The following is a 26,621-nucleotide window of genomic DNA, read 5'->3' on the forward strand; positions in this document are numbered from 1 at the left end:
TATGTACCGTGATCTCCAATGGTCCCCAGCCGAAAAGAAGATTGCGCGCAAGGCCTATGATTCGGCGGTGGAATGCGCGCTCGCCAAGGTGATGGTCGAATTCAAGAGCAGGGCCGTTGCGGCAGCGACGCCGTCGGAGATGTGGGAAGTTGGCGAGTATCTGCACCAGCAAAGGAGGGAGCTCGATGAGATGTTCGACTATCGATACTCACAGCTCCCGCTTGTCTTCGCACGGCTCATCCGAGAACAGCATCTCGACGAGGCGCTGCTCGCGGGTTTGTCGGACGAGAAGCGCCAGGTGATCCGCTCTATTCTTTCCCTAGCCGAAAGGTGATCGCAAATCGCTTCACGCGCGGCTGCGCTTCGGTCGCCGGATGGCACGCACCTTGTTGTTGGCGGAGCCGCTACCGCAGAAGAAGCGGTCGGCGCCGTCGGACTCGAGGCCAGAGACGAACACGCCCTGCGGCATCTCCAGCTTTTCCATGACTTCGCCAGTCTGCGGGTCAATGCGCCGCACGTCGCTTTCATCGCCTTCCCAGGTGCCGTGCCAGAGTTCGCCATCGACCCAGGAGACGCCGGTGACGAACCGGTTGCTTTCGATGGTGCGCAGAACCTTGCCGGTTTCCGGATCGATCTGAACGATGGTGCGATCGCGATACTGGCCGACCCACAGCGAGCCCTCCGCCCAGGCGAGGCCCGAGTCGCGGCCGCCGCCGGGCGAGGGGATGGTGGATATCACGCGCGCGCTCTGCGGCTCGATCTTCAGAATGCGGTCCTCGGCGATCTGGTAGAGGTGCTTGCCGTCGAAGGCGGTGCCGGCATGGGCCGCGATATCGAGGGTGCGGGTGGTGTTGCCGCTGTCGGGATCGAAGGCCACCAGGCGATCGCCGGCCGCGAACCAGACCTGCTCGCCGTCGAAGCTGACGCCGCCGACGTTCTCGACGCCGTCGAAGGGGCCGTATTCCCGGATGATCTCGGCCGTGGCCTTTTTCATGCTGCGCTCCTGTCGCCTGGAGCTTCGGTTCTGATTGAATCAGAATCGAGGCTCCAGATTTCCTGTTTTGACGCATTTTCTTCGCACGAAGCGATATCCGCTTCGCTCGAAAACGCTCCAATTGCGCCCCGATGCTAGCCGTTCGGCAGCGGGGCAGGGAGTAACAAGGTCGTCGTGAATCCCGGTACCGGCGGCGTCATCCAGCGCCGGGCGCGGGCACGGCCGACTGACTGCACCTTGCCGGTGGCGGCCAATGTGTCGAGCGCACGCTGCACGGTGCGCTGGCTCGCCCCCAGCGCGACCGACAGCGCGGAGCTCGACCAGGCCTCGCCGTCGGCGAGAAAGGCCAGCACCGCGGCATGCTCCTCCTCGACCGGCAGCGCCAAAACGCTCACCTCGCGCCGGCCATGCGGCTCCAGCACAAAGCCGTCCGGCGTGGCGCTGAGATCGGCCAGCGGCCGCAGCGCGCGGCGCAGCCGTCCGATCTCGACACGTAGCCGCGCACGGTGCGATTCATCGGCGTGCTTGCCGCGAAAGGCCCGCGCGATCAGCGCGCCGCGCGACACGTCCTGCGGCCACGCCTCGCCCAGCGCGCGCGCGAGCGCGAACAGCACCGGCCGCCGGGTCAGCGAGACCGTGGTGCTGATATCGCGCACGACATAGCGGCAGGCATCGACGACGAGCGCCTTCGACGCCATCAGGGCTTCGACCTCCTCGAGCAAGAGCGGCCGCTCGCTGCCGCGCGCGATCAGACGCGCCGCGGGTGTCGCGAGCAGGCGCGCGGTGCTTTCGACCTCGGCCGCGAGTTCGGCGATGCCGGCGCGGCGCGCGGCTTCCCTTGCGCGGGCCAGCGCTTCGCGTGCCGGCTTGGTCCGCAATCGCCGCATCGCGATTCCGGCGACCACCAGTTCATGGCCGACCCGCAGCGCCGGCGGGAACGGCGCCGGGTCGAGACCATCAAGCATGCGCTCGGCCGCATCGAGGCTCCCGATCAGCAGCAGGCGGCGAATTTCGAGATAGCCGGCATGGGCGGCATTGAGCGCATCGCCTCGCGCCGCGAGCGTTGCGCGTGCCGCGGCGAGGCTCTTCCCGGGAAAGGAAAGGTCGCGCGACACCAGCGCGATCTCGGCCTCCGCCACCACGCAGCGCGCCCGCGCGACGGCTTCGCGCGGGCCGAAGGCGCGGCCTGCGCGCCGCAGCAGCTCCTTGGCGCGGGCGAATTCGCCGAGCCGGGCCATCGCGATGCCGCGCAGCGCCAGCGCCGGCGCATCGTCACGCAGGGCCACCCGTTTCAGTGCGCCGAGGGGATCACCCGCCGCGAGCGCGCGCGCCGCAGCCGTAATCAGCGAGTCCATTCGAATCCCGACACACTTGTCACTCTCACCCTCCGAGGCCCGGTCCTAACCTAGCACATGACGACATGGATCATCTCCAGAGAGATCGAACGATGACCGAAATCGAAACACGCGAGGTCTGGTTGAGGGGCAGGTTTGGCGGACGGGGCCAGGCTTTGGCGCGCCTGCTGTCGCTGGCGGCGGCGCCGACCTTTGCCGTGATGGCGCTGATTGCCGCGATGGCGCCGGCCGACATGATCTGCGGCGCGATGCAGGGGCCGCTGTCATTGCAGGGCATGGTCCCGATGTACGCGCTGATGAGCGCATTTCATCTGGCGCCATGGCTGCGCCTGTTCAGATGACTGGCTCACCCCTCCGGCAAAGTGAAGACCGCGCATGGCCGCGCAATGCCGCGCAATTCATGACTGCCGAGCGCGACCAGCGGCGTCTCGGTCTCGGCGGCGAGGGCGCCCGAAACCAGCACGGTCTGCTCGAGCGGCTTGCAGAGCCCTTCGAGCCGGCTCACCAGATTGACCGCGGCGCCGATCGCGGTGAAGTCGAGGCGGTCGGCGGCGCCGATATTGCCCCAGTGCACCTCGCCGAGATGCAGCGCCGCGCCGAATGGCAGGGGCGGCAAGCCCTGCTTGCGTCGCTCTACGTCGAGATGCGCCATGCCGACGCGCGCCGCCGACACCGCGCGCAATGCCGCCTCGGATGCGTTGCGCGCGCTGGTCGTGACCGGAAAGATCGCGAGCAGGCCGTCGCCGATGAATTTCAGCACCTCGCCGCCGAAGGCGTGGATGGCGCCCGCGATGCGGTCGAACCAGGCATCGAGCGCCGCGATCACCTCGGCAGGCGGATGGCTTTCCGACAGCGCGGTGAAGCCGCGAAGGTCCGCAAACAGCAGTGCCGCCCGGATGGTTTCGCCGGTATTGCGCCGCAATGGCGATGCCAGCACGCGCGCCGCGCTGCGTCGGCCGAGATAAGCCTCCAGTGCCGCCGTCAGTGTCGCGCGTGCCGCGAGCGCGGCGAGCGGCGCAGCCATGAACCGCGCCGCCTCGCGCAATTGATCCGCCTCGGCAGGTGTGAAGGCGCGTGTCCCGATCCAGCCGAGGGTCGGGCCATCCGGCCGCGTTCCAATCGTGCCCTCGTGGATCGGGCCGGGCGCGAGGGTTCCGAGCCAGCGCCGGCCGGCGTCGCCGGACCCCACCATGTCGGGCATCGCAAACGGTTGTTCCGGCGCGAATCCGAGCGCTTCGATAACCTCGCCATTGTCGGCACGCCACAGCCAGGTTCGTCTTGCAATCAGGGGGTGCGGAACCTCGAGCGTCAGAGCGCCGCCGGCAAGCGGCAGGCCATCCGTGATAAGGTGGCTACCGAGGTCCGCCAACAACCGGTTGGCGCCCGCGGTCTCGGCGGCGGCGTCGACCAGCCAGCTCAGCGTCGATGACAATTGCATCACACCATCATGGGGTTGACGCACCGCCCTTGTCACGAATTATCCCTGAGCACCGACCGTCAATGGAGCATGGATCGATGACTGAAGCCTTCATCGTTCAACGCGAGATCCAGATCGCAGCCCCGGCTGCAACCGTGTTCGCCTTCCTGACCGATCCGCAGAAGATCGTGAGCTGGATGGGGCTCGAAGCCGCGACCGAGACGCATCCCGGGGGCCTCTACTTCCTCAAGGGGCTCGGCAGCGATCGCAGCCGCGCCGCGCGCGGTGCGTTCCGCGAGGTCGTGCCGGTGCATCGTCTCGCCTACAGCTTCGGCTGGGAGGGCAGCGAGGAAGTTCCGCCGGGATCGAGCCTGATCGAGATCGACCTGATGGAGCAGGACAACGGCACGCTGCTCCGCATGACCCATAGCGGCCTCCCGAACGCCGCGCAGTGCGAGAGCCATGACAAGGGTTGGGCGCACTATATGGGCCGGCTCTCGCTGGCGGCCGTCGGTCGGGATCCTGGTCCGGACCGCGGTCCGGCGTGAGGCAGCTAGGCCTTCTGCAGGAGTTTGTCGGCCACTATGTGTCACGGCCGACAACAAGGAAGGTGTGGAAGCAGGGCGGGCGCTGGTCGATGCCGTTTGGCCGACATATTCCGTCTGCTAATAGTGGATTGATCCGGGACCGCCGCTCCTGTGGAAACCGCAATCCGTGATGCCTGACGTTCCGAATCTTTCCGAGCGACTGAGACAGAAGGACTTTCTCGGTTTCTTCAGCCGGTCGGCCGTGGACAAGGCCCTTGTTTACCGTGCCCAGGGCCGCGTCTCGGAAGTGGAGATCAGTGAGGATCTCACCCGCGTGCATGCGCGGGTGAGTGGAACCGAACGCAAGCCTTATCGGGTCGATATCGTGCTGGAGTTTGACGGCGATCGACTGGTCGACGTTGACGGCGATTGCAGCTGTCCAATGGCCGTGAACTGCAAGCATGTTGCCGCGACGCTCTTTGAAGCCTTGCACCGGCGGGCACGTTCGGCCGGTACGCCAATGCTGGCGTCGCGAGGCGCCGCGGGAAATGGGCAGCTGCGACCTGACGCGGCGCTGCCCTACCAAATCACGGAATGGATCGAGACGGTCGGCCGGTCGGTGCGGGAATCAGACTATCCGCCCGATGTCACGCAGCGATTGCTCTACTATCTGCAGCCCGCGTTGTCGGCAGGCTGCGTTCCCTGCATGGACGTGTCGCTGGTATCCGTGAAAATCCTGAAGACAGGCGAGTTCGGCAGCAAGGTGTCGCAGCCATCTTTGGCCGATTTTTCGGTCGATCGCGCTCCGAAATATTATCTCGGCTCCGACATTGACGTCCTCGTCAGGCTGTCCAGCGAGTTTCGGTCCGGCTACACGCTGGGCCGACGCGCGTATTCGGCCGATGTCCTGAAACGGATCGTCGCGACGGGGCGGGCGTTCTGGCGTGATCACAGTGGCGTGGCGCTGCAATGGAGCGATGCGCGCGACGGTCGCATCGCGTGGCGTCAGGTCAGCAAGGACGGGATCGGTCCGCTGTTGACCGTTGAAGATGCAACGGCGCTCAACGCCGAGCCGCCGGTCTATGTCGACGCGGCTGCCGGATTGATCGGGCCGATCGGGTTGAATCTTCCGGAACGGCTGAGCTGCCGGCTTTTGTTGGCGCCTGCGATCCCGTATGCCCATGTCGCGCAAGTCGTGCAACATCTAGGCCAGAAATTGCCCGGCCTCGATCCTGGCTGGTTGCCGGAGCCTCCCGCCGCAGCGGTGAAGATCAACGTGGATCCGGAGCCGGTGCTTCGCCTCATGCTGGGGCGCAAGATGACCCATGGCTATTACTATGGCGGCGACCGTACGCCCGACCGCGTACCGGTGGCCCGCGTCAGCTTCCGATACGGCCCGGTCGAAATCGAACAGTCGGAATCCGCGCATCGCGTGGAGTCGTTCAGCGACGGAAGCATTCACGTCGTTACGCGACGCAAGGCCAAAGAGAAGGAGATGGCTGCACGACTGACCAGTCTCGGCCTGGTCGACGCGAGATCGGCTTTCCCCCTGCTCGATGCCGTGCATACGAAGGACCTGGCCTTCGCGCAGCCGGCGGAATGGCTCGACTTCCTCAACGTCGAGGCCGCCGGTTTGCAAGCGGCTGGTTTCGAGATCCGCATCGACGACGATTTCCCGTACCGCCTGGCGACGTCATCCGGGGTGTTCGATGCCGATTTCGAAAGCAGCGGCATCGACTGGTTCGAGCTAGCGCTCGGGATCGAGATTGATGGCGAACGCCGCGATCTTGCCCCGCTACTGGCCACGCTAATATCGCAACCCGGATTTGCGCCAGAGACGGTCAAGCGGCTCGCGGACGATGGCGGCAGCGTCTACCTGCCGCTGGCCGACGGCCGCTATCTGGCGATGGCGGCCGATCGCTTCCTTCCGCTTGTACTGGCGCTCCATAGCCTGGCCTTGCGCGAAGCCTTCGTTGATGCGTCAGGGAAGATCCGCCTCTCGCGCGCCCAGATCGTGCCGCTGTTCGGTCTCGAAGCCGATCATTTCGTCTTCAGGGGAGCGGAAAATCTTCGTCGTATGGCGGGACTGCTCAGTGCCCGCGGATTGCCTTGTCCCGTCCTGCCATCCGATTTCAACGCGGCCTTGAGACCCTACCAGACGCAAGGCGTGGCCTGGCTCGACCTGCTCAGGGAGAGCGGCCTGGGCGGCGTACTGGCCGACGACATGGGACTGGGCAAGACCGTTCAGATCCTGGCGTTGTTGGCGCTGGAGAAGGCGCGCGGTCATCTGACGGATCCCGCGATCGTCATCGCTCCCACAAGCCTGATGACCAACTGGTTCAACGAGGCGCGCAAGTTCACGCCAGGCTTAAGGGTTCTCGTTCTGCATGGTCCTGACCGCAGGCAGAGTTTCGAAGCGATCGCCGATCACGATCTGGTTCTTACGACCTATCCGCTGATCGCGCGCGACCACGAGGTGCTGCTCGCGCGCGAATGGCACGTCGCAGTGCTTGACGAGGCTCAGACCATCAAGAATTCCAACACGGCGACGACGCGTCGGCTCCAGGGCATCCGCGCGCGGCATCGCTTCTGCTTGACCGGCACGCCGATGGAGAATCATCTCGGCGAACTCTGGTCGATCATGAGCTTTGCCAATCCAGGGTATCTCGGCGATCGGGCGACGTTCGTGCGCGACTGGCGGACGCCGATCGAGAAGCGCGCCGACCTCGGACGCGCCCGGGTGCTGACGCACCGCATCAAGCCATTCTTGTTGCGGCGGACCAAGCAGGAGGTGGCCGCCGAGTTGCCGCCGAAAAGCGAGTTTACAGAGGGTGTCGTCCTCGAAGGCAGCCAGCGGGAGCTCTACGACGCCATCCGTCTGTCGATGTCGGAAAAGGTCCGCAAGGCGATCCGGGAACGCGGCCTGGCCAAGAGCCATATCGTCGTGCTCGAAGCCCTTCTCAGGATGCGTCAGGCCTGCTGCGATCCCGCGCTGTTGAACCTCGGCGACGGCGTCCAGCGTCCGTCGGCAAAACTCGATCGGCTGATGGAGATGGTCGAAGAACTCCTGAGCGAGAAGCGCAAGATCATCGTATTCTCGCAGTTTACCTCCATGCTGGCGCTGATCCGCAAGCGCTGCGACGCGCTCGCGATCCGGTACAGCGTGCTAACCGGTGAAACGAAGGACCGCAGGAGCGCGATCGACGGGTTTCAGAACGGTGCCAGCGACCTCTTCCTGATCAGCCTGAAGGCCGGCGGTGTCGGACTCAACCTGACGGCCGCGGATACCGTGATCATTTTCGATCCCTGGTGGAATCCCGCGGTCGAGGAGCAGGCCATCGATCGTGCTCATCGCATCGGTCAGGACAAGGCCGTCTTTGTCTATCGGCTGGTGGCTGCCGGTACGATCGAAGAGAAAATGGACGAACTCAAGGCCCGCAAGCGCGCGCTGGCCGACAGCATTTTCGATTCCCAAGGACGCATCGGCGCTGCGCTCACGGAAGAGGACGTGCAGGCACTGTTTGTGGATTGAACATTGCCTGGTCCAGATTTGGTGACGGCTTTTGCCGAACTGGCCGCGTCATGTCGGCCATTTCGAGCCGAGGATGATCGAGCAGAAGTTCATTCTGGTATAGTTCATGTCCTTCAGCGCCAGCACGTCGGCCTTGACGTTGCCGAAGGTGGTCAGCGGCTTCCTGATGGTGCCGGCGGCGAAATGATCGATGATGTTCTCCTTGAAGTTCGCCTCGCGCGGATGGTGCGCGCAGACATGATCGCGGTGCTCGTGCGAGAAATCGTCGTAGGCGATGCCGAGCACGTCCATCTCGACGCCGGCGGTGACCAGCGCAATGGTCGGACGCATATGCTCGGGGACGCCAGGCGTGGTATGCAGGGCGATTGAGGTCCAGACGTCCTCGATGTCGCGCTCCGGAACGCCATAGCCCTTGAGGAAGTCGCGCGCGGCGTTGGCGCCGTCGACCTCGAAGCGCAGATCGGGGCTCGCGTGAGCCGCGGTGAGGCCCATGTCGTGAAACATGGCGCCGATATAGAGCAGCTCGGGGTCGAATTTCAGCTTGCGGCGGTTGCCGGTCAGCGCGCCCCAGAAGAACACGCGGCGGCTGTGATTGTAGAGCAGGTCGTCCTCGGTATCGCGCACCAGCTGGGTGGCGGCGCGGGCCATCGCGCTGTCGGGTACGCGGATGCCGGCGATGATCTCGGTCATTTCAAGACGCTCCTCGATGTGGCAAGACGATGCCGTGGCGTGCGAACACGCGAGCCCGGCGCTCGTCTCTGCGGTGTGTGCGGATCGCCGGGTGGCGCGATCCGTGGCGTGCTTGTCGCCGTTTGGGCCCGGTCCCGCAACGATCGCGCGCCGCCGGATCGGGCCAACCAGACGTCGTTTCGCGCCAGCGGGCAGGGAGAAGGCATGGCGGTTCAGAGAGTCGCGATCGCGATTCACGAAGGGGTTCAGGCGCTCGATGTCGCGGGTCCCGTCGATGTGTTCGCGGAGACGAACGGCTTTGTGCCGGCGGGCGATGGCTATGAGACCGTGCTAGTCGGTGCCGGCTGCGAACCGCTCCGCGCGTCGAACGGCATGAAGATATCGGCCGATCTCAGCTTCGCCGAGGCACAGCAGAAGTTCGATATCCTGCTCGTGGCGGGCGGGCCGGCATTGCCCGACGCCGCGCCGGATCCCGAACTGACACAGTGGCTGCGTGGGGCGCCAGCGCGCGCCGAGCTCTATGGTTCGATCTGCACTGGCGCCTTCGCGCTCGGCCATGCCGGGCTGCTCGACGGCCACAAGGTGACGACGCATTGGCAGAACGCGCAGCTGCTGGCGGCGCGCTTTCCCGCGGCCGAGGTGATCTTCGACCGCATCTACATTCGCGACGGACATCTGATGACCTCAGCCGGCGTGACCGCAGGGATCGATCTCGGGCTCGCGCTGGTCGCCGAACGGCACGGGCCGCAGGTTGCGGTCGCGGTGGCCAAGCGGCTGGTCGTGGTGGCGCAGCGCCAGGGTGGGCAGTCGCAATTCAGTCCCTATCTCACCGCGCCGGTCGATGAGGATTCGCCGATTGCGCGCGCGCAGGCGCATGTCATGCAGCACGTCGGCGAGCGCCACACGCTGCAGTCGCTGGCGGAAGCCGTCGGCATGAGCGTGCGCAATTTCGGCCGCGCCTTTGCGCAGGAGACCGGAATCACGCCGCATGAATTCGTCGAGCGGGCGCGGGTCGACGCCGCGCGCCGGCTGCTCGAGGGCTCGGACCGGCCGCTGAAGGCGGTTGCGTTCGACTGCGGCTTCGGCTCGGCCGACCGGATGCGGATCGTGTTCAGCGAGCGGCTCGGCGTGTCGCCGGCGCAGTACCGCGCGAGTTTTCGCAAACTGTGATGCGGTTCATCAACCGGAGGCTGTATCGGGGATAGTATCGACGTCGCCGACGCCGGATCCTGCCACACATCTTCTCCCGAGAGGCCGCCATGGACGCGCTCACGCTCTTCATCATCCGTCATGCCGAGAAGCCGGGCGATTCCTGGCCGGGACCCGGTTTCACCGCGGATGGCGTCTCCGACACCGAGTCGCTTGTGCTCCGTGGGTGGGAGCGTGCGGGCGCGTGGACCGCGTTGTTCGGCACCGATCTCACCGGCGGTGACTATGCCAAGCCCGATGCAATCTATGCCGCGACACCGGGCACCACGGCCAATCAGCCGCCGTCGAGCCGTCCGGCCGAGACGATCTCGGCGCTTGCCGCACGGCGCGGCCTGACCCCGAACGAAAGCTTTGGCAAGGGCGATGAGCCGAGGCTGGTGCCTGCGGTGCTGGCGCTGAAGGGCGTCGTGCTGCTGTGCTGGGAGCACAAGGCGATCATCTCCGATATCCTTCCGCTGATCCCGGTCAGCAAGGGCATCCCGCCGACCAAATGGGAGGGCAGCCGGTTCGACGTCGTGCTGCGCTTCGACCGCGCCAAGGGCGACGACAAGTTCGCCTTCAAGGAGCTGTTTCCGAAATTGCTGTCGGGCGATTCCGACAAGCCGCTGGGTGGCTGAATAGCGTCGCAGCTTGGCCGATCAGTCGAGCCCGAGCGCCTTGCGCGACTTCCGCGTCAACTTTTCGACGATGAGCGCATGCGCCTGGTCGAGATAGGCCTTGAGCTCAGCGTCGGGCAGGGAGTCGTTCGCCATCAACTGCACCCATTTGGCGCGCGCCAGATACGGCGCCGGCCGCGCCAGGCCCTGCTCGATCAGCAGCTGATAGGCCATGTTCGAGGTCTTGAACATGAAGCCGCCGGTGCTCTCGATGTAGCCGCCGGCCAGCGCGAACATCTTGCCGCCGACCTTGAACACCGACGTGCCTTCCCATTGCACCACCTTGGTGGCGGCGGGCAGGCGCAGACAATGGGCTTCGAAGGTCTTGGGGCGCATGGATCGCAAGGCTGGAAGGCGTTCCAAGCCATAGGCCAGCCGCATGAAGGTCGACAAGCCCTGGACTGAGCCGGCCAGCCCTTGGTTGGCACCAGCCGCCGCTTCATCCCGACGTCTCACGAAAACGTGGGTTGCCGTCGCTCCATCTATAGATGTATCGTAAGATATGTTTTCAGTAAGGAATGCACAAATGAGACGATCGATGTTTCGCGACCGGGACGATGACGGCTTCCGGTTCGGGTTCTTCGCCATGGGCCGGCATGGCAGGGGCGGTCACCGCTTTGGCCGCGGCGGCCATGGCTTCTTCGGGCGGGGTGGCGGCGGTGATTTTCCGGGATCGCGGCGGCTCTCGTCGCAGGATCTGCAACTCGTGATCCTCGCGCTGCTCGGCGAGCAGCCGGCTCACGGCTACGAGCTGATCAAGCGGATCGAGGAGCGGTCGGACGGCTTCTACAGCCCGAGCCCGGGCGTGATCTATCCGGCGCTGACATTCCTCGAGGAGATTGGCCATGCCAGCGTCACCCAGGACGCGGCACGCAAGCTCTACAGCATCACCGAGCAGGGCAGGGCGTATCTCGGCGAGAACCGTACGACCGCGGATGCCATTCTCGAGGCGCTGTCGCGGATCGGCCGCCGCATGGAAGAGGTGCGCGAAGCCTTCGCCGGCGTGAGCGATCTCGATGGCGAAGCGTCCGACGAGGTGCACCGTGCCCGTCACGCGCTGAAGAGCGCGCTGCGCCAGAAGCGCGGCTGCGATGTCGCCGAGGCGCGGCGGATCGCAAAGATTCTGGACCGCGCGGCCGCTGAGATCCTGCAGCAATGACGCAGTCGCAAAGGAGCCCCTTCATGTACAACGCCGAACCGCACAGCGCGATCCGTGATGCCCGCGTCACCGCCGTCATCGAGCGCCTGCAGGCCACCCGCCGGGCGCCCGTGCGCGGCAACCCGATGCAGAGCGGCAGCCGCGACCCGCACGACTATGCCGAGCAGGGATTCTCGATCCACCCGGAGCAGGGCGAGCTGATCTATCTGTTGTGCCGCGGCCTGCGCGCCAAGCGCGTCGCCGAGTTCGCGACCTCGGTCGGAATGTCGACGCTCTATTTCGCCGCCGCGATACGCGACAATGGCGGCGGCACCGTGATCGGGTCGGAGATCGTGCCGGCCAAGGTCGCAGCGGCGAAGCGCAATCTTGCGGAGGCCGGCCTTGCCGACTACGCCGACATCCGCGAGGGCGATGCGCGCAAGACGCTGCGCGATCTCGGTGGTCCCGTCGACTTCATCCTGATCGACGGCTGGCCGGGCGACAAGGGGCCGACGCTGGCGCGCCAGGTGATCGAGATCGTCGCGCCGCAGCTTCGCGTCGGCGGCTATGTCATGAACGACAATGCCGAGGCGGATTTCCTGGAGTTCGTGCGCGATCCCAACAATGGCTTTGTGTCGATCACGCTGCCGCTCAAGGGTGGCACCGAGCTCTGCCTGAAGGTGGCGTAGCGGGGTTTTCACCTGCTTGCGTGATTGTGAGCCACAACCACAACACGCCATGCTGGATCTTGCCGGCGCTTCTTGCTCTGTTCGAGGAAAATCAGGAGCGAAGCGCCGCATGTCCGAAGTCCCGCCCAATCATCCGCTCGATCGCCCGATCTGGAGCGCGCTGACCACGAGACAACGCGCGCTGGCGGAAGGCGGCGCCGACGCGCGGCGCTTTCCGCTCGCGATCGCACCCTTCGCCGACATGGTCGACATGTCGCCAAAGAGCTTTGCCGCGCTCGGTGCGCTGCTGTCGGGACCTGAGATCGCGGTGCTGTTCACGCCCGATCCTGTCCCGGTGCCGCCGGAGTTCAAGGTGCTGCTGGCCGAGACCGGCGAGCAGATGATCGGCACGCCTGCTGACCATTCTGCGCCCGGCGTCGAGATCGTCACGCTCGGCGCTGCCGACGTTTCTGCAATGATGACGTTGACGGAGCTGACGAAGCCCGGACCGTTCAGTGCGCGGACGCATGAGCTCGGCAGCTTTTTCGGCATCCGCATCAATGGCGAACTGGTCGCGATGACCGGCGAACGGATGAAGCCGGGGAACTACACCGAGATGACCGCCGTCTGCGTGCATCCGGAGCATCGCGGCCGGGGCTATGCGCAGGCGCTGCTGTCGGCGGTCGCCCGCCAGATCGTGGCGCGCGGCGAAATTCCATTCCTGCACGTCTTCACCAGCAACGTCTCGGCGATCGCGCTTTATCGCCGCCAGGGCATGGAGATCCGCCACCGCCTGCACATCACGGTGTTGCAGAAACAGGGATAGGGATGCGCGGCAAAGCGGGTTGAGGGAAATCCCTCATTCCTCATCGCCGATCTCGTGCTTACCTTTGCCGGATCGCAACACGATGAGAGAGGATATCTCGATGTCCGAGCAATCCCAGGACAAGCGTCCCGTACCCGATCCGGCGGAGAACAACGCTTTCTTTCCGTCGCCTTACTCGCTTGGGCAATTCACCTCGGTCAAGTCGGATCTCTCCGGCGCGGACTATCCCAACGCCTACAGGGGTGGCCGCTGGAAAATTCTGATGATCGCCGCGGACGAGCGCTATCTGCTGTTGCAGAACGGCACGATGTTCTCGACCGGCAACCATCCCGTCGAGACCTTGTTGCCGATGTATCACCTCGACAAGGCGGGCTTCGAATTCGACATCGCGACCGTGTCGGGCAATCCGGTCAAATTCGAGCTCTGGGCGTTTCCGAAGGAGGACGACGCGGTCAAGAGCATCTACCAGAAATATCTCGCCAGGCTGAAGCAGCCGCTGAAGCTCTCCGACGTGATCGAAAGCAAGCTGGGCAAGGATTCCGACTATATCGCGGTGTTCATTCCCGGCGGCCATGGTGCGCTGATCGGCTTGCCCGAAAGCACCGACGTGAAGGCCGCCCTGAAATGGGCGCTCGACAACGACAAGCACATCATCTCGCTTTGCCATGGCCCGGCGGCGCTGCTGGCGTCCGCGGTCGGCGAAGCCAAGGGCGACTATCCCTTCAAGGGCTACAAGATCTGCGCATTTCCCGACGCCATCGATCGGACCACGCCCGATATCGGCTACATGCCCGGCGCGCTGACCTGGGCTTTCGGCGAACAGTTGCATGCGCTCGGCGTCGAGATCCTGAACAAGGACATCACCGGCAAGACCCATCAGGATCGCAAGCTGATCACCGGTGACAGCCCGTTCGCCGCCAACAATGTCGGCAAGGCGGCCGCAAAGGCTCTGCTCGATACGCTCGGCGAGCGCTGAGCGGTCGGCGGCTCAACCTCCGGGCGGCGCGAATCTCGCCGCGCCGCCGGCGGCGGGCCAATGTCGTGCGCCTTGCAGGCCGACCTTGCTTGAGGGAAAATCCTCAACGCGCTGGGCCGCACTCGAGCGGCCTTCTGCAAGACACGATGGCACCGCATGGACCGCTACATCGAAGCCGTGGTTGCGATCGAGGGTAGCGAGACCTTGCCCGCGATCCAGGCGGCGGTGCGGTCTGCGAGCGTGCCGCTCGGCTACGACCGGTTCGTGATGTTCTCGGCATCGCCGGCACGTGAGGGCCTGGTTGACAGGATCTACTGGGTCGAAGGCGACTGGTTCGGCACAGGCGTGACCGTCGATGCCGAAACCTATGTCCGGCATTGCCCGGTGACGCGCAATTTCCTCAATGTGGACGAGGCGTTTTTCTGGACCAAGGTGATGTCGGCGCGCGGCGAGAAGTACCGCGTGGTGCGCACGCCGCGCGGGCCCGGTTTCCATGGACTGCAGGTTCCGGTGTTCGGGCGCACCGGCCTTGAGGGCGCGATGAGCTTCGCCGGGACGCGGATCGATGCGTCGCCGCGGACCCGTGCGGCGCTGACGATGATCGGCGCCGCGGCCTTCCGCGCCGCTCGCGGGCTGATGGAAGCGCACGAGCCGAACGGTGCGTCGAGCCTGTCGCCGCGCGAGCGCGAGGTGTTGCGCTGGATCTCCGCCGGACGACGCCAGGCCGACATCGCGGCATCGCTCGGCCTGTCCGAACGCACGGTCGAGAACCATTTGCGGCGCGCGCGGCTTCGGCTCGGCGTCGCCACGACAGCGCAAGCCATCCGGCTCGCGATCCGCAGCGGCGAGATCGAGGACTGAGGCGGTTGCGGACCGCCGCCACGGAGCCGGGCGAGCGATCGTTGCGGCTCAGTGTTTCTGCGCCGTCTTCGCCCTGGTCTTCGGTGTATGCGTGCCCGCAGCGATCCGCGTCAATGCATCGGCAAATGCACGTGCCGCAGGTCCCAGCGGTTCGTCGAGCCGGTGGGCGAGATAGGCCTCCATCGCAAGCGCGGCGTTGCGGCCGAGCGCGCCGGTTTCGACACGCACAAGGCGGCGCTCCTTGAGGTCGCGCGCCACCTGCCAGAGCGGCAGCCGGCCCCAGCCGAGCCCGGCCAGGATCATGGCGTGCTTGGTGTCCTGATTGCTCACCCGGCAGATCTGCGGCGAGAGCACGCCGAAGCTGCGGCCCTCCGACAGCGGGGTCGGATCCGACAGCACGATCTGCAGATGATCGGCGAGATCAGCCACACTCTTGCGGCCGCGGCGGCCGAGTGGATGGCCGGCGGAGGCGACGGCGACGATCTGCACCGCGCAGATCGCATCGAGCGCGAGGCGCGGATCGCGAAAATCCTCACCGACCGTGACCGAGAGCGCGCTGCGCCGTTCGGTCAAGCCGGTGATCGGACCGCCCATCGGTTCGACCGCGAGCCGCACGCTGACGGACGGATACGCCGCCCGCATTTCCGTCAGCGCCGCGCCGACGGCGGCGATCGGAAACAGCGTATCGACGACGAGTGAGAGTTCCGATTCCACCCCGTCGCCCAGGCTGCGTGCCCGCGCCCGCATCGCGTCGACACGCAGCAGCAGGTCGCGCGCGTTGCCCAGCAGTGCCTTGCCCTCGGCCGTCAGCGCCGGGCGATGGCTGGAGCGGTCGAACAGCGTGAGCCCGAGCTCGGCCTCGAGGTTGGCGATGGCATGGCTGACCGCGGATTGCACCCGCGCCAGCCTGGTCGCGGCGGCGCGAAAGCTGCCGCTCTCGGCGATGGCGACAAAGGTGCGGATCTGGTCGAGCGTGAGGTTGTCGAGCATGATCTATGAAATCGATCAATCGGATGCAAAACATATCACTCCTGTCGATGGTCGGGAAACGCTATCTCTGGGCTCTGACCCAGGGCGGAGTGGACGCATGACGATCGAGACGGCCGTGATGCAGCAGAGCGAGGCGAAGCGATGGGCGACGATCGCCATCGTGATCGGTTGCGGGATCGGCGCGGCGCTGCAGGTCGGCAAGGTACCGATTGCCGCCTCGATGCTGCAACAGAGCCTCGGCATCGACCTTGCCGCGGTCGGAACGATCGCCGGCATCTTTGCGGTCCTCGGGCTTGTCGGCAGCGTTCCGGCGGGCGTGGTGATTGCCGCGGTTGGCGCGCGCAGGGTGCTGCTGTGCGGGCTCGCGGCGATCACGCTGGGGGCAGGCTCGGGCGCGCTCGCGCCACAGCTCGCGGTGCTGCTGGCATCGCGCCTGCTGGAGGGGCTCGGCTTCCTGCTGGTGATGGTCGCGGCTCCTGCATTGCTCGATCGCGTCGTCGATGTCAGCGCACGCGATGTCACCATGGCGGTGTGGAGCTGCGTGATGCCGTTCGGGATCGCACTGGCGCTGGTCGCCGGCCCGATCTTCGATGGCTGGCGCACGATCTGGTGGGCCGGTGCTGCCTTTGCCGGTGTGCTGTTCATCCTTGCGAGCCTCATCGCGCCTGAAGTGGCATCGCGGACCGGCCCGGCGCGAGCGAACCTGATGCAGGAAGCCACCGCGCTGGCACAGCGCCGCACCCCGGCGCTTCTGATGGTGCTGTTTGCGCTCTACAGCATGATGTTCTTTGCATTGTTCAGCTTCCTGCCGATCCTGCTGACCGAGCGGCTCGGCGTGTCCAGCCAAGGCGCCGGCGCGCTCAGTGCGTTGGCTGCGGCCGGCAATGTTGTCGGCAATCTTGCCGCCGGTCATCTGCTTGCGCGCGGCGTCAGCCGCAACCTGCTGATCGCCGTGGCGGCATTCGCGATGGGCGCGTCCGCGCTCGGAATCTTCCTGCCGGTGCTCGGCGGGTGGGGGGCATTCTGGCTGTGCCTGCTGTTCTCTGCGATCGGCGGCCTGATCCCGGCGACGTTGCTGGCAACCGCGCCCGCCGCGGCGCGATCGGCGGCGATGGTGCCGGTGATGATGGGCCTGTTGATGACGGGCAGCAATTTCGGCCAAGTCACCGGTCCGATCGCGGTCGGCGCTGTGGTTTCGGCATCGGGCTGGGGTGCGGCCTGCGTCATGGTGGTGGCCGCGGCGATCCTTGCCGGTCTCGCGGCATGGATGCTGGCGCGCGGCGATCACAAGCGCGTAAGCGACGCGACGGACCCGGCTTGACGCCGCGCGCGCAGGGGCCGAAGGAGTGAAGGTCTCTCACGCCAACGACAACAGGAACCTTCATGACACGCGTGCGCTGTATCACCGAAATGGGCATGGGCGTCGACGTCCACGGCCGCGACGCCACCAAGGCCGCCAAGCGGGCCGTCTCGGACGCGATCCGCCATTCCAGCCTCGGCTTCTTCCGCATGCTCGGCAAGACCGCCAACGACATGTTCGTCGACGTCACGATCGCCGTGCCGAATCCCGAAGACGTCGATACCGCAGCAGTCGCGAAGGAATTGCCCTATGGCACCAAGACCGTGAAGGCGATCGCGGGCGGGCTCGAGATTCCGTCCGATCTCGGCAACGACCCGATCCTGATCGCGAACGCCGCCGTCATCGTCAGCTTCGACGACGGCAAGTAACGGAAGCGCGTCAGGCGACCGGCATGCGTGCGCTATTCGCCGCCTCTGAAATAGTCGGGCTTGCCGGTCGTCCACGTCTCGCCCCAATGCTGGCCGCCGCCGTCGACGGTCAGCGTCTCGCCGGTGATGAACTTGCCGGAGGGCGCGGCGAGGTAGACGGCGGCCTCCGCAATGTCCCAGGGCGTGCCCGGGCGCATCATCGGATTGGAGCGCGGATAGGCCGCGCGCGCCGCCTCGCTGTAAACGTTCCAGCCCTCGGTCTCGATCGCGCCGGGCGCGATGCAGTTGATGCGGACGTTCAGCGGCGCCCATTCGACCGCGAGCGCGCGCGACAGGCCGATCACACCGGAACGTGCCGCGATCGAGTGCGCAATGCCGTAGAGGCCGTGCGTCGTGACCACGACGATATTGACGATGCTGCCGGGATGCTTGCGGTCGCGCCAGCGCTGCGCCGCGGCCTGCATCATGTACCAGGTGCCGTTGAGGTTGGTGTTGATGACCGCATTCCAGCCCTTGATGGAGACGTCGATCGCGGGTTGCGGGAACTGGCCGCCGGCGCTGTTGACGAGATGATCGACACGGCCATGCTCGGTCCACAGCGCCTCGAACATCGCGTTGACTGCATCCGGATCCTTGATGTCGGCGACATGCGCGGACGCCTTGAGCCCGCGATGGACGAGATGATCGACCAGTGCGTCGAGCCTGTCGGCATTGCGGCCGGCGACCAGGACATGCGCGCCGAGCCGGGCGAACAGCCATGCGATGGCGCGGCCGATGCCGCCGGCGCCGCCGGACACCACGACCACCTGACCGGCGAGCGCATCGGCCGCGAACACGGTCGGGTGCGTTGCGAGCTCGTCGTCGGAGAGGCCGAGCGTTGCGCCTGTTGTTGCGCCTGTCTGTTGATCGTCCATGGCCGGTTGCAGACCTTGCGGCTTTCACTGAGCTCCGTACATTAGCCGTCCAACAACAACCCTGCAAAGCAACAACCCTTGCAAAGAATGTCGACATGACCGACTTGTCTGCCTTTTCCATCACAAAGCGCTGGCCCGCCCAGCATCCGGACCGCCTGCAGCTCTATTCGCTGCCGACGCCGAACGGCGTGAAGGTCTCGATCATGCTCGAGGAGATCGGGCTGCCCTACGAGGTCCATCTCGTCGACTTCAACAAGGATGACCAGAAGACGCCGGAGTTCCTGTCGCTGAACCCGAACGGCAAGATCCCGGCGATCCTCGATCCCAACGGTCCGGGCGGCAAGCCGCTGCCATTGTTCGAATCCGGCGCCATCCTGCAATATCTCGCCGACAAGAGCGGCAAGCTGCTGCCGGTGGACGTCGCGCGCCGCTATCAGGCGATCCAGTGGGTGCATTTCCAGATGGGCGGCATCGGGCCGATGTTCGGCCAGGTCGGGTTCTTCCACAAATTCGCCGGCAAGGATTACGAGGACAAGCGGCCGCTGCAGCGCTACACCGCCGAGTCCAAGCGCCTGCTCGGCGTGATGGAGACGCATCTCGCCGGACGGCAGTGGTTCATGGACGATGAATACAGCATCGCCGACATCTCGATGCTCGGCTGGGTGCGCAATCTGATCGGCTTCTACGGCGCGCGCGAGCTCGTCGAGTTCGACCAGTTCACGCAGGTCGCCGCCTGGCTGGAGCGCGGTCTCAAGCGGCCGGCGGTGGAGCGCGGATTGAATATTCCGAAGCGGCCCTAAGCAACCTACTTCAGCAGCTCATAGACGACGGGATTGTCGGCACAGGCGGCAAAGCCGCACTCGAGCAGGGTGGAGAGCACATTCAGTGCCGTCAGCCCGATCACCAGCCACACCGCACCTTGCGCGAACCTGCCGGGCGAGCCGCCCGGCGCCGCGCGGTGCTCGAACTGGCGGTCGAACAGCAGCATCGCCGCGAGCAGCAGGATCGCGGCGATGAAGCCGATCAGCGCCCACGTATAATAATGATAGCCGAGCAGCGCCGAGCCGTAACCGGCATCGCCGGGGAGGATGTGCAGCAGCACCTGCCGGGTCGAGACCGTCGCGCCGAGGACGGCCGTCAGCAGCGACAACGCATAATGACTCGGCCGCGGCCCGAAGCGGATATTGAGGATCGGCCCGATCGCCAGCAGGGCGAACAGGAGGCGCTGCAACAGACAGAGCGGGCAGGGCAGCTCGTGGAGCAGCAGCTGCGCGGCAAAGGCGGCGGCCAGCACCAACGCCAGCCCATAGAGCGCGACGGCATTGAGGGTGACGGCCTGCGTGTCGTTCATGGCCGGTCTCAAAACGACAAGGTGAGACGGTCGGTAGCGTGGTGCAGCAAGGTCGCGACGCAGGCGATCAGGATCACCGCGAACAGGCCGATCGCGACGGGGCGCGGGCCACGCCAGGCCACCAGCATGGCGATGGTGATGGCGAGAAACAATGCCGTGAATTCCATTCCCAGCCTCCCGATGCGATCCGCACGCAGTCTATGACAGATTCGTGTGCGCTCGCGACGGCGCGAAGCGGCAATTGTCGCTTGCGCGCGGCTCCGCCAAGATGGCATCACCAGTTGAGTTCATCCTAGCCGGGGCGCCTCATGACCACAGCCGCGATCAAGCCCGTTGCCCGTCCCCATCATCAGCCCTGGTACAAGATCCTCTACGTCCAGGTGCTGATCGCGATCGTGGCAGGTGTCCTGATCGGATACTTCTATCCGAATCTCGGCAAGGAATTGAAGCCGCTGGGCGACGGCTTCATCGCGCTGATCAAGATGATGATCGCGCCGGTCATCTTCTGCACCGTGGTGCACGGCATCTCCTCGATGGGCGATCTCAAGCGCGTCGGTCGGGTCGGGTTGAAGACGCTGATCTATTTCGAGGCGGTGTCGACGGTGGCGCTTGCGGTCGGTCTTCTGGTCGGCGAGCTGCTGCAGCCCGGCCACGGCTTCAACATCGATCCCTCCACGATCGATCCGAAATCGGTCTCCAACTACGTCACGCAGGCCAAGGAGCAGGGCATCGTCGCCCATCTGATGGCGATCATTCCGGACAGCTATCTCGGCGCGGTGGCGCGCGGCGACCTGTTGCAGGTGCTGCTGATCTCGATCCTCTCGGGCTTCGCCATCGCTCTCATGGGCAAGGTCGGCGAGCCGATTGCTTCCGCGATCGACATGGCCGCCAAGATGTTCTTCGGCATCATCCGGATCATCGTCCGCGTCGCGCCGCTCGGCGCATTCGGCGCGATGGCCTTCACGGTCGGCGCCTACGGCCTCGGCTCGCTGCTGAATCTGGCGGCGCTGATCGCGACCTTCTATCTCACCAGCATCCTGTTCGTGCTGATCGTGCTGGGCGCCATCGCACGGCTCGCCGGCTTCTCGATCATCCGCTTCATCGCCTATATCAAGGACGAGCTCCTGATCGTGCTCGGCACGTCGTCGTCGGAGACAGTGCTGCCGCAGATGATCCAGAAGATGGAGCATCTCGGCGCCTCGCGCTCGGTGGTCGGCCTCGTGGTGCCGACCGGCTACAGCTTCAATCTCGACGGCACCAACATCTACATGACGCTGGCGACGCTGTTCCTGGCGCAGGCCACCAACAGGCATCTGACGATCTGGCAGGAGCTCGGCATTCTGGGCATTGCCATGATCACCTCGAAGGGCGCCTCCGGCGTCACCGGCGCGGGCTTCATCACGCTGGCCGCGACGCTGTCGATCGTGCCCGACATTCCGATCCAGTCGATCGCGATCCTGGTCGGCATCGACAAGTTCATGAGCGAGTGCCGCGCGCTCACCAACCTGATCGGCAACGGCGTCGCCTGCGTCGTGATCAGTCTGTCGGAAGGCGAGCTCGACAAGCAGGCGCTGCACGAGACGATGGCGCATCCGCTCGAGCTCGGCGAGGCGCTGGAGCCGGGCGGCTCCGGCTAGAGCAATATGAAGTGATGGGGCCGTCGCAGGGGGGCGCCGCCAAAATATCGAAAACAACCCCATGCAAAGGAGCCGGCGGCGGCCGGCGTTCGACCAGGCAACTTGACATGTCGGGCAACTCAGGGGTATTCTTCTAATATTCCGAAATTGCACAAGTGTCCCTTCGTCCCAAGACTGTCGCATATGGCACTTGTGGGCTTCTGCAACTGACGCTTCCAGGTCGCGGGCGGGAGAGGGAACGCGCCTTGTTCGCGGCCGCAGCCTGGGTCGTGAACCCATAAAGTCGGAAGCGTGCGCACGGTAGGATGACGACTATGCGCCAAGCCTTGAGCAAATGATGCACCATCGATCGTTCGTTGCGCGGCTGGCTTGCCTCTGCGAGTTCCTACATCCAGTTCAATCCAGGAATGCTTAACTATGCTCACCGTCTATGGCGAAGGTCGTGGCTTCCGTGTTGTCTGGCTGCTCGAGGAATTGGGATTGGCTTATCGGCTGCGCCCGGTCGATCTGCTCGCAGCCGGCGGGGTTGATCGCGATTTCCTCGCGATCAACCCCGCCGGCTTCATTCCTGCACTGCAGGACGGCGAGACGATCATGGTCGAATCGATCGCGATTCTTGAGTACCTGCTCGCCCGCCACGGCTCAGGTTCGCTTGCCGTCGCCCCGGACGATCCCGCCTTCGCTTCCTATCTGCAATTTCTCCACTTGGGCGAGGCCGGGCTCGCCGGGCCGATGAACGCCGTCATTGTCGGTCGCCAACTGGCGCCCGAAGCCGAGCGAGATGCCCGGGTCACTTGCTGGGCTCTCGAGACGTTCGAGAGCCGGCTGGGGTTGGTTATCCGTCGTCTCGCGGATTGCCCCTATCTCGCCGGCGACCGGTTCACTGCTGCCGATATCTCGGTGAGCTACGCCCTCCTGCTCGGCATGCGAACCGGCAACTACGTCCCCGGTCCTACCGAGCGGGACTATCTCGCCCGCACGACGGCACGCGCTGCCTACGTCCGAGCGATGGAAAGCTGCAAGGCCACCAAGGCTTGGGCGGCGAGGTCACCGGGATTGTAGTGCTCGAACTGAGTCTCGACGTTCTTTCCGACGTTAAGGTGATGGAGTTCGCGCCAACTGCAATGCAGCCTCAACGCCGCCATCCAAGATCTTCTGCGCTTCGTTAGCGTCGGGCACGGCCCGCGCAAACTGCAGGGTGCCCACCATGAGCCCGAAGATGGCGGTTGCGCGCCGTTGTTTTTCTACAGAATCTGTGCCGGGAAGTAGCGCGGCCAAAGTGGCAATGTAGCTTCGCAGCGCTTTCTCGTAATCTTGCCTGATGGACAGGGGCTGGCGCGCGATTTCCGGAAGCAACGCCGCGGAGGGGCAACCGTCCGCAGGGGCTTCGAGGTGAGCGCGGTTCAGGTATCCACGAACTGCGCTTTCAAGGTCGAGGCCCTTGAGCTGATCTTCATCAAGGCGATGCTGCTGACCGTCCAGTGCCAGTGCCAGCGCCTCGCGAACAAGCACCCGCTTGGACTCGAAGTGCGGCGAGAAAGCCCCTTTGGTCAGGCCAGCCTCGCCCATAATCGCCGCAATTCCTGTCGCGGAGATGCCGTCCCGGCGCATGCACTTCGATGCCACATCGACAATGTGCCGTCTTGTCGACAACTTGTGACCTTTCTCGAAACGCATCTTCTGCCAACTCCATCAATGTCCCGCAGCCAGCACGGCTCAGAGCGCTAGATCGCGGTCGACGCGGTACCCAAAACGCGTTCGATCTTACGAGCGAGGACCAAAAGCGTCCGGTCGCTACCTACCGAAGCGTCAAGTTCAAGGCCAAGCGGCAGCCCAGCGCGAGAGCGGCCAACGGGAAGACTGATACCCGGCAGCCCCACGCTGCTCGCCGACACGGTGTGGTTCGCCAAGGCGAGGTAGCTGACGTCCTGTCCCGCAACACGGACGGTCGCCTGCTCTTCGATCAAGGGCGCGGGGCATGGTGTGGTCGGTTGCAGAATGATCTGCGCTCCTTCAGCGACGAACGCCTTGTCGAGACGGCGCCGGATTTCAGGCCGGCTCACGTTGAGCGCAGTCTGATAGGCCTCAGCTGAGACCGCGCCCGCACCGCCCGGCAGGACGATGTGCCCCCATGCTTGCCGAAGTTGGGGCTTAAGCCCGTCGTAGATCGCCTCGAACGTGGTCGGAACGTCGTGACGACGAAGGAAATCCGAGATCGCACCCATCGTCTCGTGCGCGAAGATGCCCCATGTCGCGGTTTGGATGAGGGCGTTGAAATCGTCACCAAGGTCGACCTCAATAACCTCGGCGCCTGCGTCCCGTAGCTGCCGAACCGCCTCGCGGAACCGGATCTCGACCTCCGAGTCCACCAGATCGAGGAATTGTCGAGGCGCGAAGGCCAGTCGAACTCCCCTCAGATCGTTGCCGTCGTCGGAGAACTCGGCCGTTTGTTCACCCGTCACGACCTGATCCAGCAAGATGCAGTCCTCGACGCTTCGGGCGAATGCACCCGTCGTGTCGAGCGTGTGGGAGATCGGAGCAACGCCGTTGCGTGGCCAACGTCCGGTCGTTGGCTTGAATCCCACGACCCCACAAAAGGATGCGGGCACCCGGATCGACCCGACGGTGTCACCGCCCAACGACGCGGGAACAAGGTTTGCAGCCACCGATGCGGCGGAGCCGCTCGAGGAGCCGCCCGCAACGCGATCTCGTGCGTGCGGATTCTTCACTTGGCCGTAACGTTCGTTGTGACCGGTCAAGCCGTAAGACATCTCGACGAGGTTGTTCTTCCCGAAGACCAGGGCACCCGCACCCTTGATGGCGCGGACAGCGTCCGCATCTTCGCGCGGCACGAAGCGAGCAAGGCTATCGAGACCCAGGCTCGTAGGCAGCCCCTTCGTCAAATAACTGTCTTTCACCCCAAGCGGCACACCCAGTAGCAGAGCCGCCGATCCGGCGGCTCGTGCCTTGTCCGCGTCCCTCGCGGCCGCCAACACGGCCGTCTCGTCGATGGTGATGAAGGCGTTGAGCTCGGCAAGCGTTCGGGCGCGAAGCAGCAGCGCCGCAGTGTACGCTTCGGACGTGATATGGCCTGCACGAATGGCTACCGCAGCCGCTGCGAGCCCCAGCGAGGAAGGATCCAAGAATTCTCGCGGTTCGCTACGACCTGAAATGGTGCTGGTGTCGCCCATGGAGTCCTCGCAAGGAGCCTGTTTGCGGCATTCCGCAGCCGCTCAACAGCGGCTCAGCTCGATGCCATTACGGTCATAATATTAAATTACGATCGTAATTCAATAAGGGCGTCTACTTGTTCTGGACACATGAGCGTGAGGTGTTGACGCGGTGGTGAGCCGTCAATCATCGGAAGAAGACGTCTGCTTTGGGTCAAACTGACAGAACTCAAGGTCAGTATAATGCGTCCGCGTCCGGGCACATCGCGACCGTCCCCCTTCGGCGCTGGCCATCACGCCGAAGCCGCCAGGCACGTCGTGCGACGTACCGGGTGAATGAACGTCGCGTCCTTCGAGCGGCGTCAGTCCGGGACACCGGCCGCCTTCAGCGTCTCACGATAGGTCGCGGACATCGATTGCACCGGAAACGGGACCCGCGACAGGAAGCCGGAGATCGTGAACTCCGGGTCGATCTTGAGCAGCTCGCGCGCGATCTGGGCCGCGCGTGCGTTGTCGCCGGTCTTGACCAGCGCCACGATCAGGACGCGCAGCGCCACCGCGAAGCGGCGGTTCTGCGCCAGCGCCTTGTCGGCCCACATCACCGCTTCGGCAAAATTCCGGTCGAGCACCGCGCAGATGGCCAGCGCCGCGGCGGCAAACCAGCCGCGCGGGTCGCGCGGGTTCAGCCGTTGCGCGCGCTCGATCATGGCGCGGCCGGCTTTCTGATTGCCGCGCATCGCCTCGATCCAGCCGCCGAGCACGAGCGCCATCGCCGAGTTCGAATTGATCGCAAGCGAACGCTCGAACAGGTCGCGCGCGGGCTCGATCTCGTCGGCCATGTTCCAGATCGCGAACGCCGCCATCCACAACACCTGCGGGTCACCGGGCGCGAGCTCGACCGCGCGCCAGGCTTGCGCGACCGCGCGCTCCCGGTAGGCATCGTTCGGCTTCAGCCAGCCCTGGACATGGCGCATCGCATGACAATAGGCGGAGGCCGCCAGCGCCGGTGCATAAGCGGGGTCGAGCGCAAGCGCCTGGTCGAGGCAAGCGAGCGCCGCTTCCATGCTCTCGGGCGTGAACTCGTAACGCAGGCTGTAAGCGCGCAGCAGCAAATCGTAGGCGTCGAGCCTGTCCGGCGGCGCGGCCCGCACCCGCTCGGCCTCCGCGACGAGCAGGGTCGGCTCGATCGCGCCGACCACGTTCTCGGTGATGCGGTCCTGCAGGTCGAACACGTCGGTGGCGGCGCCATCGAAGCGGTCGGCCCACAGATGCGCGCCGGAGACGGCGTCGATCAGCTGCCCGGTGATCCGCAGCCGATCGCCGCCGCGGCGGACGCTGCCTTCGAGCACATAGCCGACGCCGAGATCGCGTCCGACCTGGCGGATGTCGACCGCCTTGCCCTTGTAGGTGAAGGCGGAGTTGCGCGCGATCACGGTGAGGCGGCTGCAACGCGCCAGCGCCGTGGTGATGTCCTCGGCAATCCCGTCGGCGAAATAATCCTGCTCGGGATCGCCGCTCATATTGGTGAAGGGCAGCACCGCGATCGACGGGCCCTCGCTCGGTCGCGGCGGGCCGGCATTGTCTGCAACCGGACGATCGTGCGCGGTGTCCTCCCTGACATCGCCGACAAAGCGGAGACCCTTGCGGGGCAGGGTGCGGATCAGCCGCTGCTCCTCGCCATTGTCGCCGATCGCGGTCCGCGCGGCGTTGATCCGGCTGCTCAGTGTCGCTTCCGAGACGATCCGGCCGTGCCAGACGGCGGCCAGCACCTCATCGCGGCTGACCACCCGATCGCGGGCGCGGATCAGGAACTCGATGAGGTCGAAGACCTGCGGCTCGACGGCCACCAGAGCATCGCCACGGCGCAGCTCACGGCGTTCGGAATCGAGCGTCAAGTCGTTGAAATGGTAAGTCAAATCGAAGAGTCCGGCGGCCGGCGGCTGAATCGGTGGCGGAACCTAGCACAGGCCGCCCGGAGCAAA

Annotated in this window: 28 protein-coding genes; 16 read left to right on the forward strand and 12 right to left on the reverse strand. The window is 65.3% G+C overall.

All coding sequences use genetic code 11. The annotated features are described in order from the left end of the window. The first annotated feature begins 1 nt into the window (after position 1). Complete coding sequence (locus XI02_RS19655) at positions 2-334, forward strand: hypothetical protein (RefSeq protein WP_018271221.1); 333 nt, start codon at positions 2-4, stop codon at positions 332-334. A gap of 12 nt (positions 335-346) precedes the next feature. Here XI02_RS19655 and XI02_RS19660 read toward each other — a convergent pair whose 3' ends face one another. Together XI02_RS19660 and XI02_RS19665 are read right to left on the reverse strand one after the other, a co-directional pair. Continuing rightward, on the reverse strand, positions 347-994 hold the full coding sequence (locus tag XI02_RS19660) for a glutaminyl-peptide cyclotransferase (protein WP_018271222.1): 648 nt from the start codon (positions 992-994) through the stop codon (positions 347-349). 134 nt (positions 995-1,128) lie between these two features. Beyond that, positions 1,129-2,349, reverse strand: coding sequence for a hypothetical protein (locus XI02_RS19665; protein WP_018271223.1), 1,221 nt, complete (start codon positions 2,347-2,349; stop codon positions 1,129-1,131). A gap of 92 nt (positions 2,350-2,441) precedes the next feature. Between XI02_RS19665 and XI02_RS19670 the strand changes: the two genes are divergently transcribed. After that, positions 2,442-2,690 (forward strand): hypothetical protein, encoded by a 249-nt coding sequence (locus XI02_RS19670; RefSeq protein WP_018271224.1) that lies wholly within the window; start codon positions 2,442-2,444, stop codon positions 2,688-2,690. A 5-nt stretch (positions 2,691-2,695) separates the two neighbouring features. On the opposite strand, the gene XI02_RS19675 is transcribed toward XI02_RS19670, so the two are convergent. Continuing rightward, positions 2,696-3,787 carry an adenylate/guanylate cyclase domain-containing protein gene (locus XI02_RS19675; RefSeq protein ID WP_018271225.1) on the reverse strand — a complete coding sequence of 364 codons (1,092 nt, stop codon included), beginning with the start codon at positions 3,785-3,787 and terminating at the stop codon, positions 2,696-2,698. A gap of 77 nt (positions 3,788-3,864) precedes the next feature. Here XI02_RS19675 and XI02_RS19680 point away from each other — a divergent pair, with 77 nt between their 5' ends. Next, the gene (locus XI02_RS19680; RefSeq protein WP_026192669.1) at positions 3,865-4,314 is read left to right on the forward strand and encodes an SRPBCC domain-containing protein; all 450 of its coding nucleotides are present in this window, start codon (positions 3,865-3,867) and stop codon (positions 4,312-4,314) included. Between the two features lie 169 nt (positions 4,315-4,483). Next, on the forward strand, positions 4,484-7,825 hold the full coding sequence (locus tag XI02_RS19685) for a DEAD/DEAH box helicase (protein WP_018271227.1): 3,342 nt from the start codon (positions 4,484-4,486) through the stop codon (positions 7,823-7,825). A gap of 48 nt (positions 7,826-7,873) precedes the next feature. Here the strand turns inward: XI02_RS19685 and XI02_RS19690 are convergent, their stop codons facing one another. Continuing rightward, positions 7,874-8,515 carry an HD domain-containing protein gene (locus XI02_RS19690; RefSeq protein WP_069277781.1) on the reverse strand — a complete coding sequence of 214 codons (642 nt, stop codon included), beginning with the start codon at positions 8,513-8,515 and terminating at the stop codon, positions 7,874-7,876. A gap of 204 nt (positions 8,516-8,719) precedes the next feature. Between XI02_RS19690 and XI02_RS19695 the strand changes: the two genes are divergently transcribed. After that, complete coding sequence (locus XI02_RS19695; RefSeq protein ID WP_026192670.1) at positions 8,720-9,685, forward strand: GlxA family transcriptional regulator; 966 nt, start codon at positions 8,720-8,722, stop codon at positions 9,683-9,685. Between the two features lie 89 nt (positions 9,686-9,774). Further along, positions 9,775-10,341 carry a hypothetical protein gene (locus XI02_RS19700; protein WP_057019822.1) on the forward strand — a complete coding sequence of 189 codons (567 nt, stop codon included), beginning with the start codon at positions 9,775-9,777 and terminating at the stop codon, positions 10,339-10,341. Positions 10,342-10,362: 21 nt separating this feature from the next. On the opposite strand, the gene XI02_RS19705 is transcribed toward XI02_RS19700, so the two are convergent. Beyond that, positions 10,363-10,716, reverse strand: coding sequence for an MmcQ/YjbR family DNA-binding protein (locus XI02_RS19705; RefSeq protein WP_018271231.1), 354 nt, complete (start codon positions 10,714-10,716; stop codon positions 10,363-10,365). 190 nt (positions 10,717-10,906) lie between these two features. Between XI02_RS19705 and XI02_RS19710 the strand changes: the two genes are divergently transcribed. From XI02_RS19710 to XI02_RS19730, 5 genes are all read left to right on the forward strand, one after another. Beyond that, entirely contained in the window at positions 10,907-11,539 is a 633-nt protein-coding gene (locus XI02_RS19710) for a PadR family transcriptional regulator (protein ID WP_244620793.1), read from the forward strand. A 23-nt stretch (positions 11,540-11,562) separates the two neighbouring features. Then, entirely contained in the window at positions 11,563-12,207 is a 645-nt protein-coding gene (locus XI02_RS19715) for an O-methyltransferase (RefSeq protein WP_018271233.1), read from the forward strand. Between the two features lie 109 nt (positions 12,208-12,316). Next, a complete protein-coding gene (locus XI02_RS19720; RefSeq protein ID WP_069277782.1) occupies positions 12,317-13,012 on the forward strand; it encodes a GNAT family N-acetyltransferase in 696 nt (231 codons plus the stop codon). A 100-nt stretch (positions 13,013-13,112) separates the two neighbouring features. Further along, positions 13,113-13,988, forward strand: coding sequence for a glyoxalase III HchA (gene hchA / locus XI02_RS19725; protein WP_069277799.1), 876 nt, complete (start codon positions 13,113-13,115; stop codon positions 13,986-13,988). Positions 13,989-14,144: 156 nt separating this feature from the next. Continuing rightward, a complete protein-coding gene (locus XI02_RS19730; RefSeq protein WP_069277783.1) occupies positions 14,145-14,849 on the forward strand; it encodes a PA1136 family autoinducer-binding transcriptional regulator in 705 nt (234 codons plus the stop codon). A 48-nt stretch (positions 14,850-14,897) separates the two neighbouring features. Here the strand turns inward: XI02_RS19730 and XI02_RS19735 are convergent, their stop codons facing one another. Beyond that, a complete protein-coding gene (locus tag XI02_RS19735) occupies positions 14,898-15,839 on the reverse strand; it encodes a LysR family transcriptional regulator (protein WP_069277784.1) in 942 nt (313 codons plus the stop codon). Between the two features lie 97 nt (positions 15,840-15,936). Here XI02_RS19735 and XI02_RS19740 point away from each other — a divergent pair, with 97 nt between their 5' ends. After that, a complete protein-coding gene (locus XI02_RS19740; protein ID WP_069277785.1) occupies positions 15,937-17,160 on the forward strand; it encodes a CynX/NimT family MFS transporter in 1,224 nt (407 codons plus the stop codon). 62 nt (positions 17,161-17,222) lie between these two features. Beyond that, positions 17,223-17,567 carry a Lin0512 family protein gene (locus XI02_RS19745; RefSeq protein ID WP_026192671.1) on the forward strand — a complete coding sequence of 115 codons (345 nt, stop codon included), beginning with the start codon at positions 17,223-17,225 and terminating at the stop codon, positions 17,565-17,567. Positions 17,568-17,599: 32 nt separating this feature from the next. Here XI02_RS19745 and XI02_RS19750 read toward each other — a convergent pair whose 3' ends face one another. After that, positions 17,600-18,481 (reverse strand): SDR family oxidoreductase, encoded by an 882-nt coding sequence (locus XI02_RS19750; protein ID WP_069277786.1) that lies wholly within the window; start codon positions 18,479-18,481, stop codon positions 17,600-17,602. Between the two features lie 95 nt (positions 18,482-18,576). Between XI02_RS19750 and XI02_RS19755 the strand changes: the two genes are divergently transcribed. Then, complete coding sequence (locus XI02_RS19755) at positions 18,577-19,281, forward strand: glutathione S-transferase family protein (RefSeq protein ID WP_069277787.1); 705 nt, start codon at positions 18,577-18,579, stop codon at positions 19,279-19,281. Positions 19,282-19,286: 5 nt separating this feature from the next. Here the strand turns inward: XI02_RS19755 and XI02_RS19760 are convergent, their stop codons facing one another. Both XI02_RS19760 and XI02_RS19765 read right to left on the reverse strand, forming a co-directional pair. Further along, positions 19,287-19,832, reverse strand: coding sequence for a disulfide bond formation protein B (locus tag XI02_RS19760; RefSeq protein WP_069277788.1), 546 nt, complete (start codon positions 19,830-19,832; stop codon positions 19,287-19,289). A gap of 8 nt (positions 19,833-19,840) precedes the next feature. Further along, on the reverse strand, positions 19,841-19,999 hold the full coding sequence (locus XI02_RS19765; RefSeq protein WP_016842788.1) for a DUF5993 family protein: 159 nt from the start codon (positions 19,997-19,999) through the stop codon (positions 19,841-19,843). A 141-nt stretch (positions 20,000-20,140) separates the two neighbouring features. On the opposite strand from XI02_RS19765, the gene XI02_RS19770 reads away from it, so the two are divergent. Further along, the gene (locus XI02_RS19770; RefSeq protein ID WP_194483468.1) at positions 20,141-21,469 is read left to right on the forward strand and encodes a dicarboxylate/amino acid:cation symporter; all 1,329 of its coding nucleotides are present in this window, start codon (positions 20,141-20,143) and stop codon (positions 21,467-21,469) included. Positions 21,470-21,886: 417 nt separating this feature from the next. Beyond that, complete coding sequence (locus tag XI02_RS19775; RefSeq protein WP_069277789.1) at positions 21,887-22,531, forward strand: glutathione S-transferase family protein; 645 nt, start codon at positions 21,887-21,889, stop codon at positions 22,529-22,531. A 33-nt stretch (positions 22,532-22,564) separates the two neighbouring features. Here XI02_RS19775 and XI02_RS19780 read toward each other — a convergent pair whose 3' ends face one another. The 3 genes from XI02_RS19780 to XI02_RS19790 form a co-directional block, all read right to left on the reverse strand. Next, positions 22,565-23,146 carry a TetR/AcrR family transcriptional regulator gene (locus XI02_RS19780; RefSeq protein ID WP_038379950.1) on the reverse strand — a complete coding sequence of 194 codons (582 nt, stop codon included), beginning with the start codon at positions 23,144-23,146 and terminating at the stop codon, positions 22,565-22,567. 47 nt (positions 23,147-23,193) lie between these two features. Beyond that, complete coding sequence (locus tag XI02_RS19785) at positions 23,194-24,660, reverse strand: amidase family protein (protein ID WP_038379951.1); 1,467 nt, start codon at positions 24,658-24,660, stop codon at positions 23,194-23,196. Between the two features lie 341 nt (positions 24,661-25,001). Then, positions 25,002-26,555, reverse strand: coding sequence for a winged helix-turn-helix domain-containing protein (locus tag XI02_RS19790; RefSeq protein WP_194483469.1), 1,554 nt, complete (start codon positions 26,553-26,555; stop codon positions 25,002-25,004). Between the last annotated feature and the right edge of the window lie 66 nt (positions 26,556-26,621).

Origin of the sequence: Bradyrhizobium sp. CCBAU 21365 (genome assembly GCF_015291305.1) — a bacterium.
GTDB lineage: Bacteria > Pseudomonadota > Alphaproteobacteria > Rhizobiales > Xanthobacteraceae > Bradyrhizobium > Bradyrhizobium elkanii.

Bases quoted from the DNA above. Each gene is read 5' to 3' on its own strand.
- XI02_RS19785 (WP_038379951.1), bottom strand. From the start codon at position 24,660: ATGGGCGACACCAGCACCATTTCAGGTCGTAGCGAACCGCGAGAATTC.
- XI02_RS19750 (WP_069277786.1), bottom strand. From the start codon at position 18,481: ATGGACGATCAACAGACAGGCGCAACAACAGGCGCAACGCTCGGCCTC.
- XI02_RS19680 (WP_026192669.1), top strand. From the start codon at position 3,865: ATGACTGAAGCCTTCATCGTTCAACGCGAGATCCAGATCGCAGCCCCG.
- XI02_RS19705 (WP_018271231.1), bottom strand. From the start codon at position 10,716: ATGCGCCCCAAGACCTTCGAAGCCCATTGTCTGCGCCTGCCCGCCGCC.
- XI02_RS19660 (WP_018271222.1), bottom strand. From the start codon at position 994: ATGAAAAAGGCCACGGCCGAGATCATCCGGGAATACGGCCCCTTCGAC.
- XI02_RS19695 (WP_026192670.1), top strand. From the start codon at position 8,720: ATGGCGGTTCAGAGAGTCGCGATCGCGATTCACGAAGGGGTTCAGGCG.
- XI02_RS19740 (WP_069277785.1), top strand. From the start codon at position 15,937: ATGACGATCGAGACGGCCGTGATGCAGCAGAGCGAGGCGAAGCGATGG.
- XI02_RS19720 (WP_069277782.1), top strand. From the start codon at position 12,317: ATGTCCGAAGTCCCGCCCAATCATCCGCTCGATCGCCCGATCTGGAGC.
- XI02_RS19675 (WP_018271225.1), bottom strand. From the start codon at position 3,787: ATGCAATTGTCATCGACGCTGAGCTGGCTGGTCGACGCCGCCGCCGAG.
- XI02_RS19655 (WP_018271221.1), top strand. From the start codon at position 2: ATGTACCGTGATCTCCAATGGTCCCCAGCCGAAAAGAAGATTGCGCGC.
- XI02_RS19730 (WP_069277783.1), top strand. From the start codon at position 14,145: ATGGACCGCTACATCGAAGCCGTGGTTGCGATCGAGGGTAGCGAGACC.
- XI02_RS19685 (WP_018271227.1), top strand. From the start codon at position 4,484: ATGCCTGACGTTCCGAATCTTTCCGAGCGACTGAGACAGAAGGACTTT.
- XI02_RS19760 (WP_069277788.1), bottom strand. From the start codon at position 19,832: ATGAACGACACGCAGGCCGTCACCCTCAATGCCGTCGCGCTCTATGGG.
- XI02_RS19715 (WP_018271233.1), top strand. From the start codon at position 11,563: ATGTACAACGCCGAACCGCACAGCGCGATCCGTGATGCCCGCGTCACC.
- XI02_RS19665 (WP_018271223.1), bottom strand. From the start codon at position 2,349: ATGGACTCGCTGATTACGGCTGCGGCGCGCGCGCTCGCGGCGGGTGAT.
- XI02_RS19770 (WP_194483468.1), top strand. From the start codon at position 20,141: ATGACCACAGCCGCGATCAAGCCCGTTGCCCGTCCCCATCATCAGCCC.
- XI02_RS19775 (WP_069277789.1), top strand. From the start codon at position 21,887: ATGCTCACCGTCTATGGCGAAGGTCGTGGCTTCCGTGTTGTCTGGCTG.
- XI02_RS19745 (WP_026192671.1), top strand. From the start codon at position 17,223: ATGACACGCGTGCGCTGTATCACCGAAATGGGCATGGGCGTCGACGTC.
- XI02_RS19700 (WP_057019822.1), top strand. From the start codon at position 9,775: ATGGACGCGCTCACGCTCTTCATCATCCGTCATGCCGAGAAGCCGGGC.
- XI02_RS19755 (WP_069277787.1), top strand. From the start codon at position 18,577: ATGACCGACTTGTCTGCCTTTTCCATCACAAAGCGCTGGCCCGCCCAG.
- XI02_RS19710 (WP_244620793.1), top strand. From the start codon at position 10,907: ATGAGACGATCGATGTTTCGCGACCGGGACGATGACGGCTTCCGGTTC.
- hchA (WP_069277799.1), top strand. From the start codon at position 13,113: ATGTCCGAGCAATCCCAGGACAAGCGTCCCGTACCCGATCCGGCGGAG.
- XI02_RS19690 (WP_069277781.1), bottom strand. From the start codon at position 8,515: ATGACCGAGATCATCGCCGGCATCCGCGTACCCGACAGCGCGATGGCC.
- XI02_RS19780 (WP_038379950.1), bottom strand. From the start codon at position 23,146: ATGCGTTTCGAGAAAGGTCACAAGTTGTCGACAAGACGGCACATTGTC.
- XI02_RS19735 (WP_069277784.1), bottom strand. From the start codon at position 15,839: ATGCTCGACAACCTCACGCTCGACCAGATCCGCACCTTTGTCGCCATC.
- XI02_RS19765 (WP_016842788.1), bottom strand. From the start codon at position 19,999: ATGGAATTCACGGCATTGTTTCTCGCCATCACCATCGCCATGCTGGTG.
- XI02_RS19670 (WP_018271224.1), top strand. From the start codon at position 2,442: ATGACCGAAATCGAAACACGCGAGGTCTGGTTGAGGGGCAGGTTTGGC.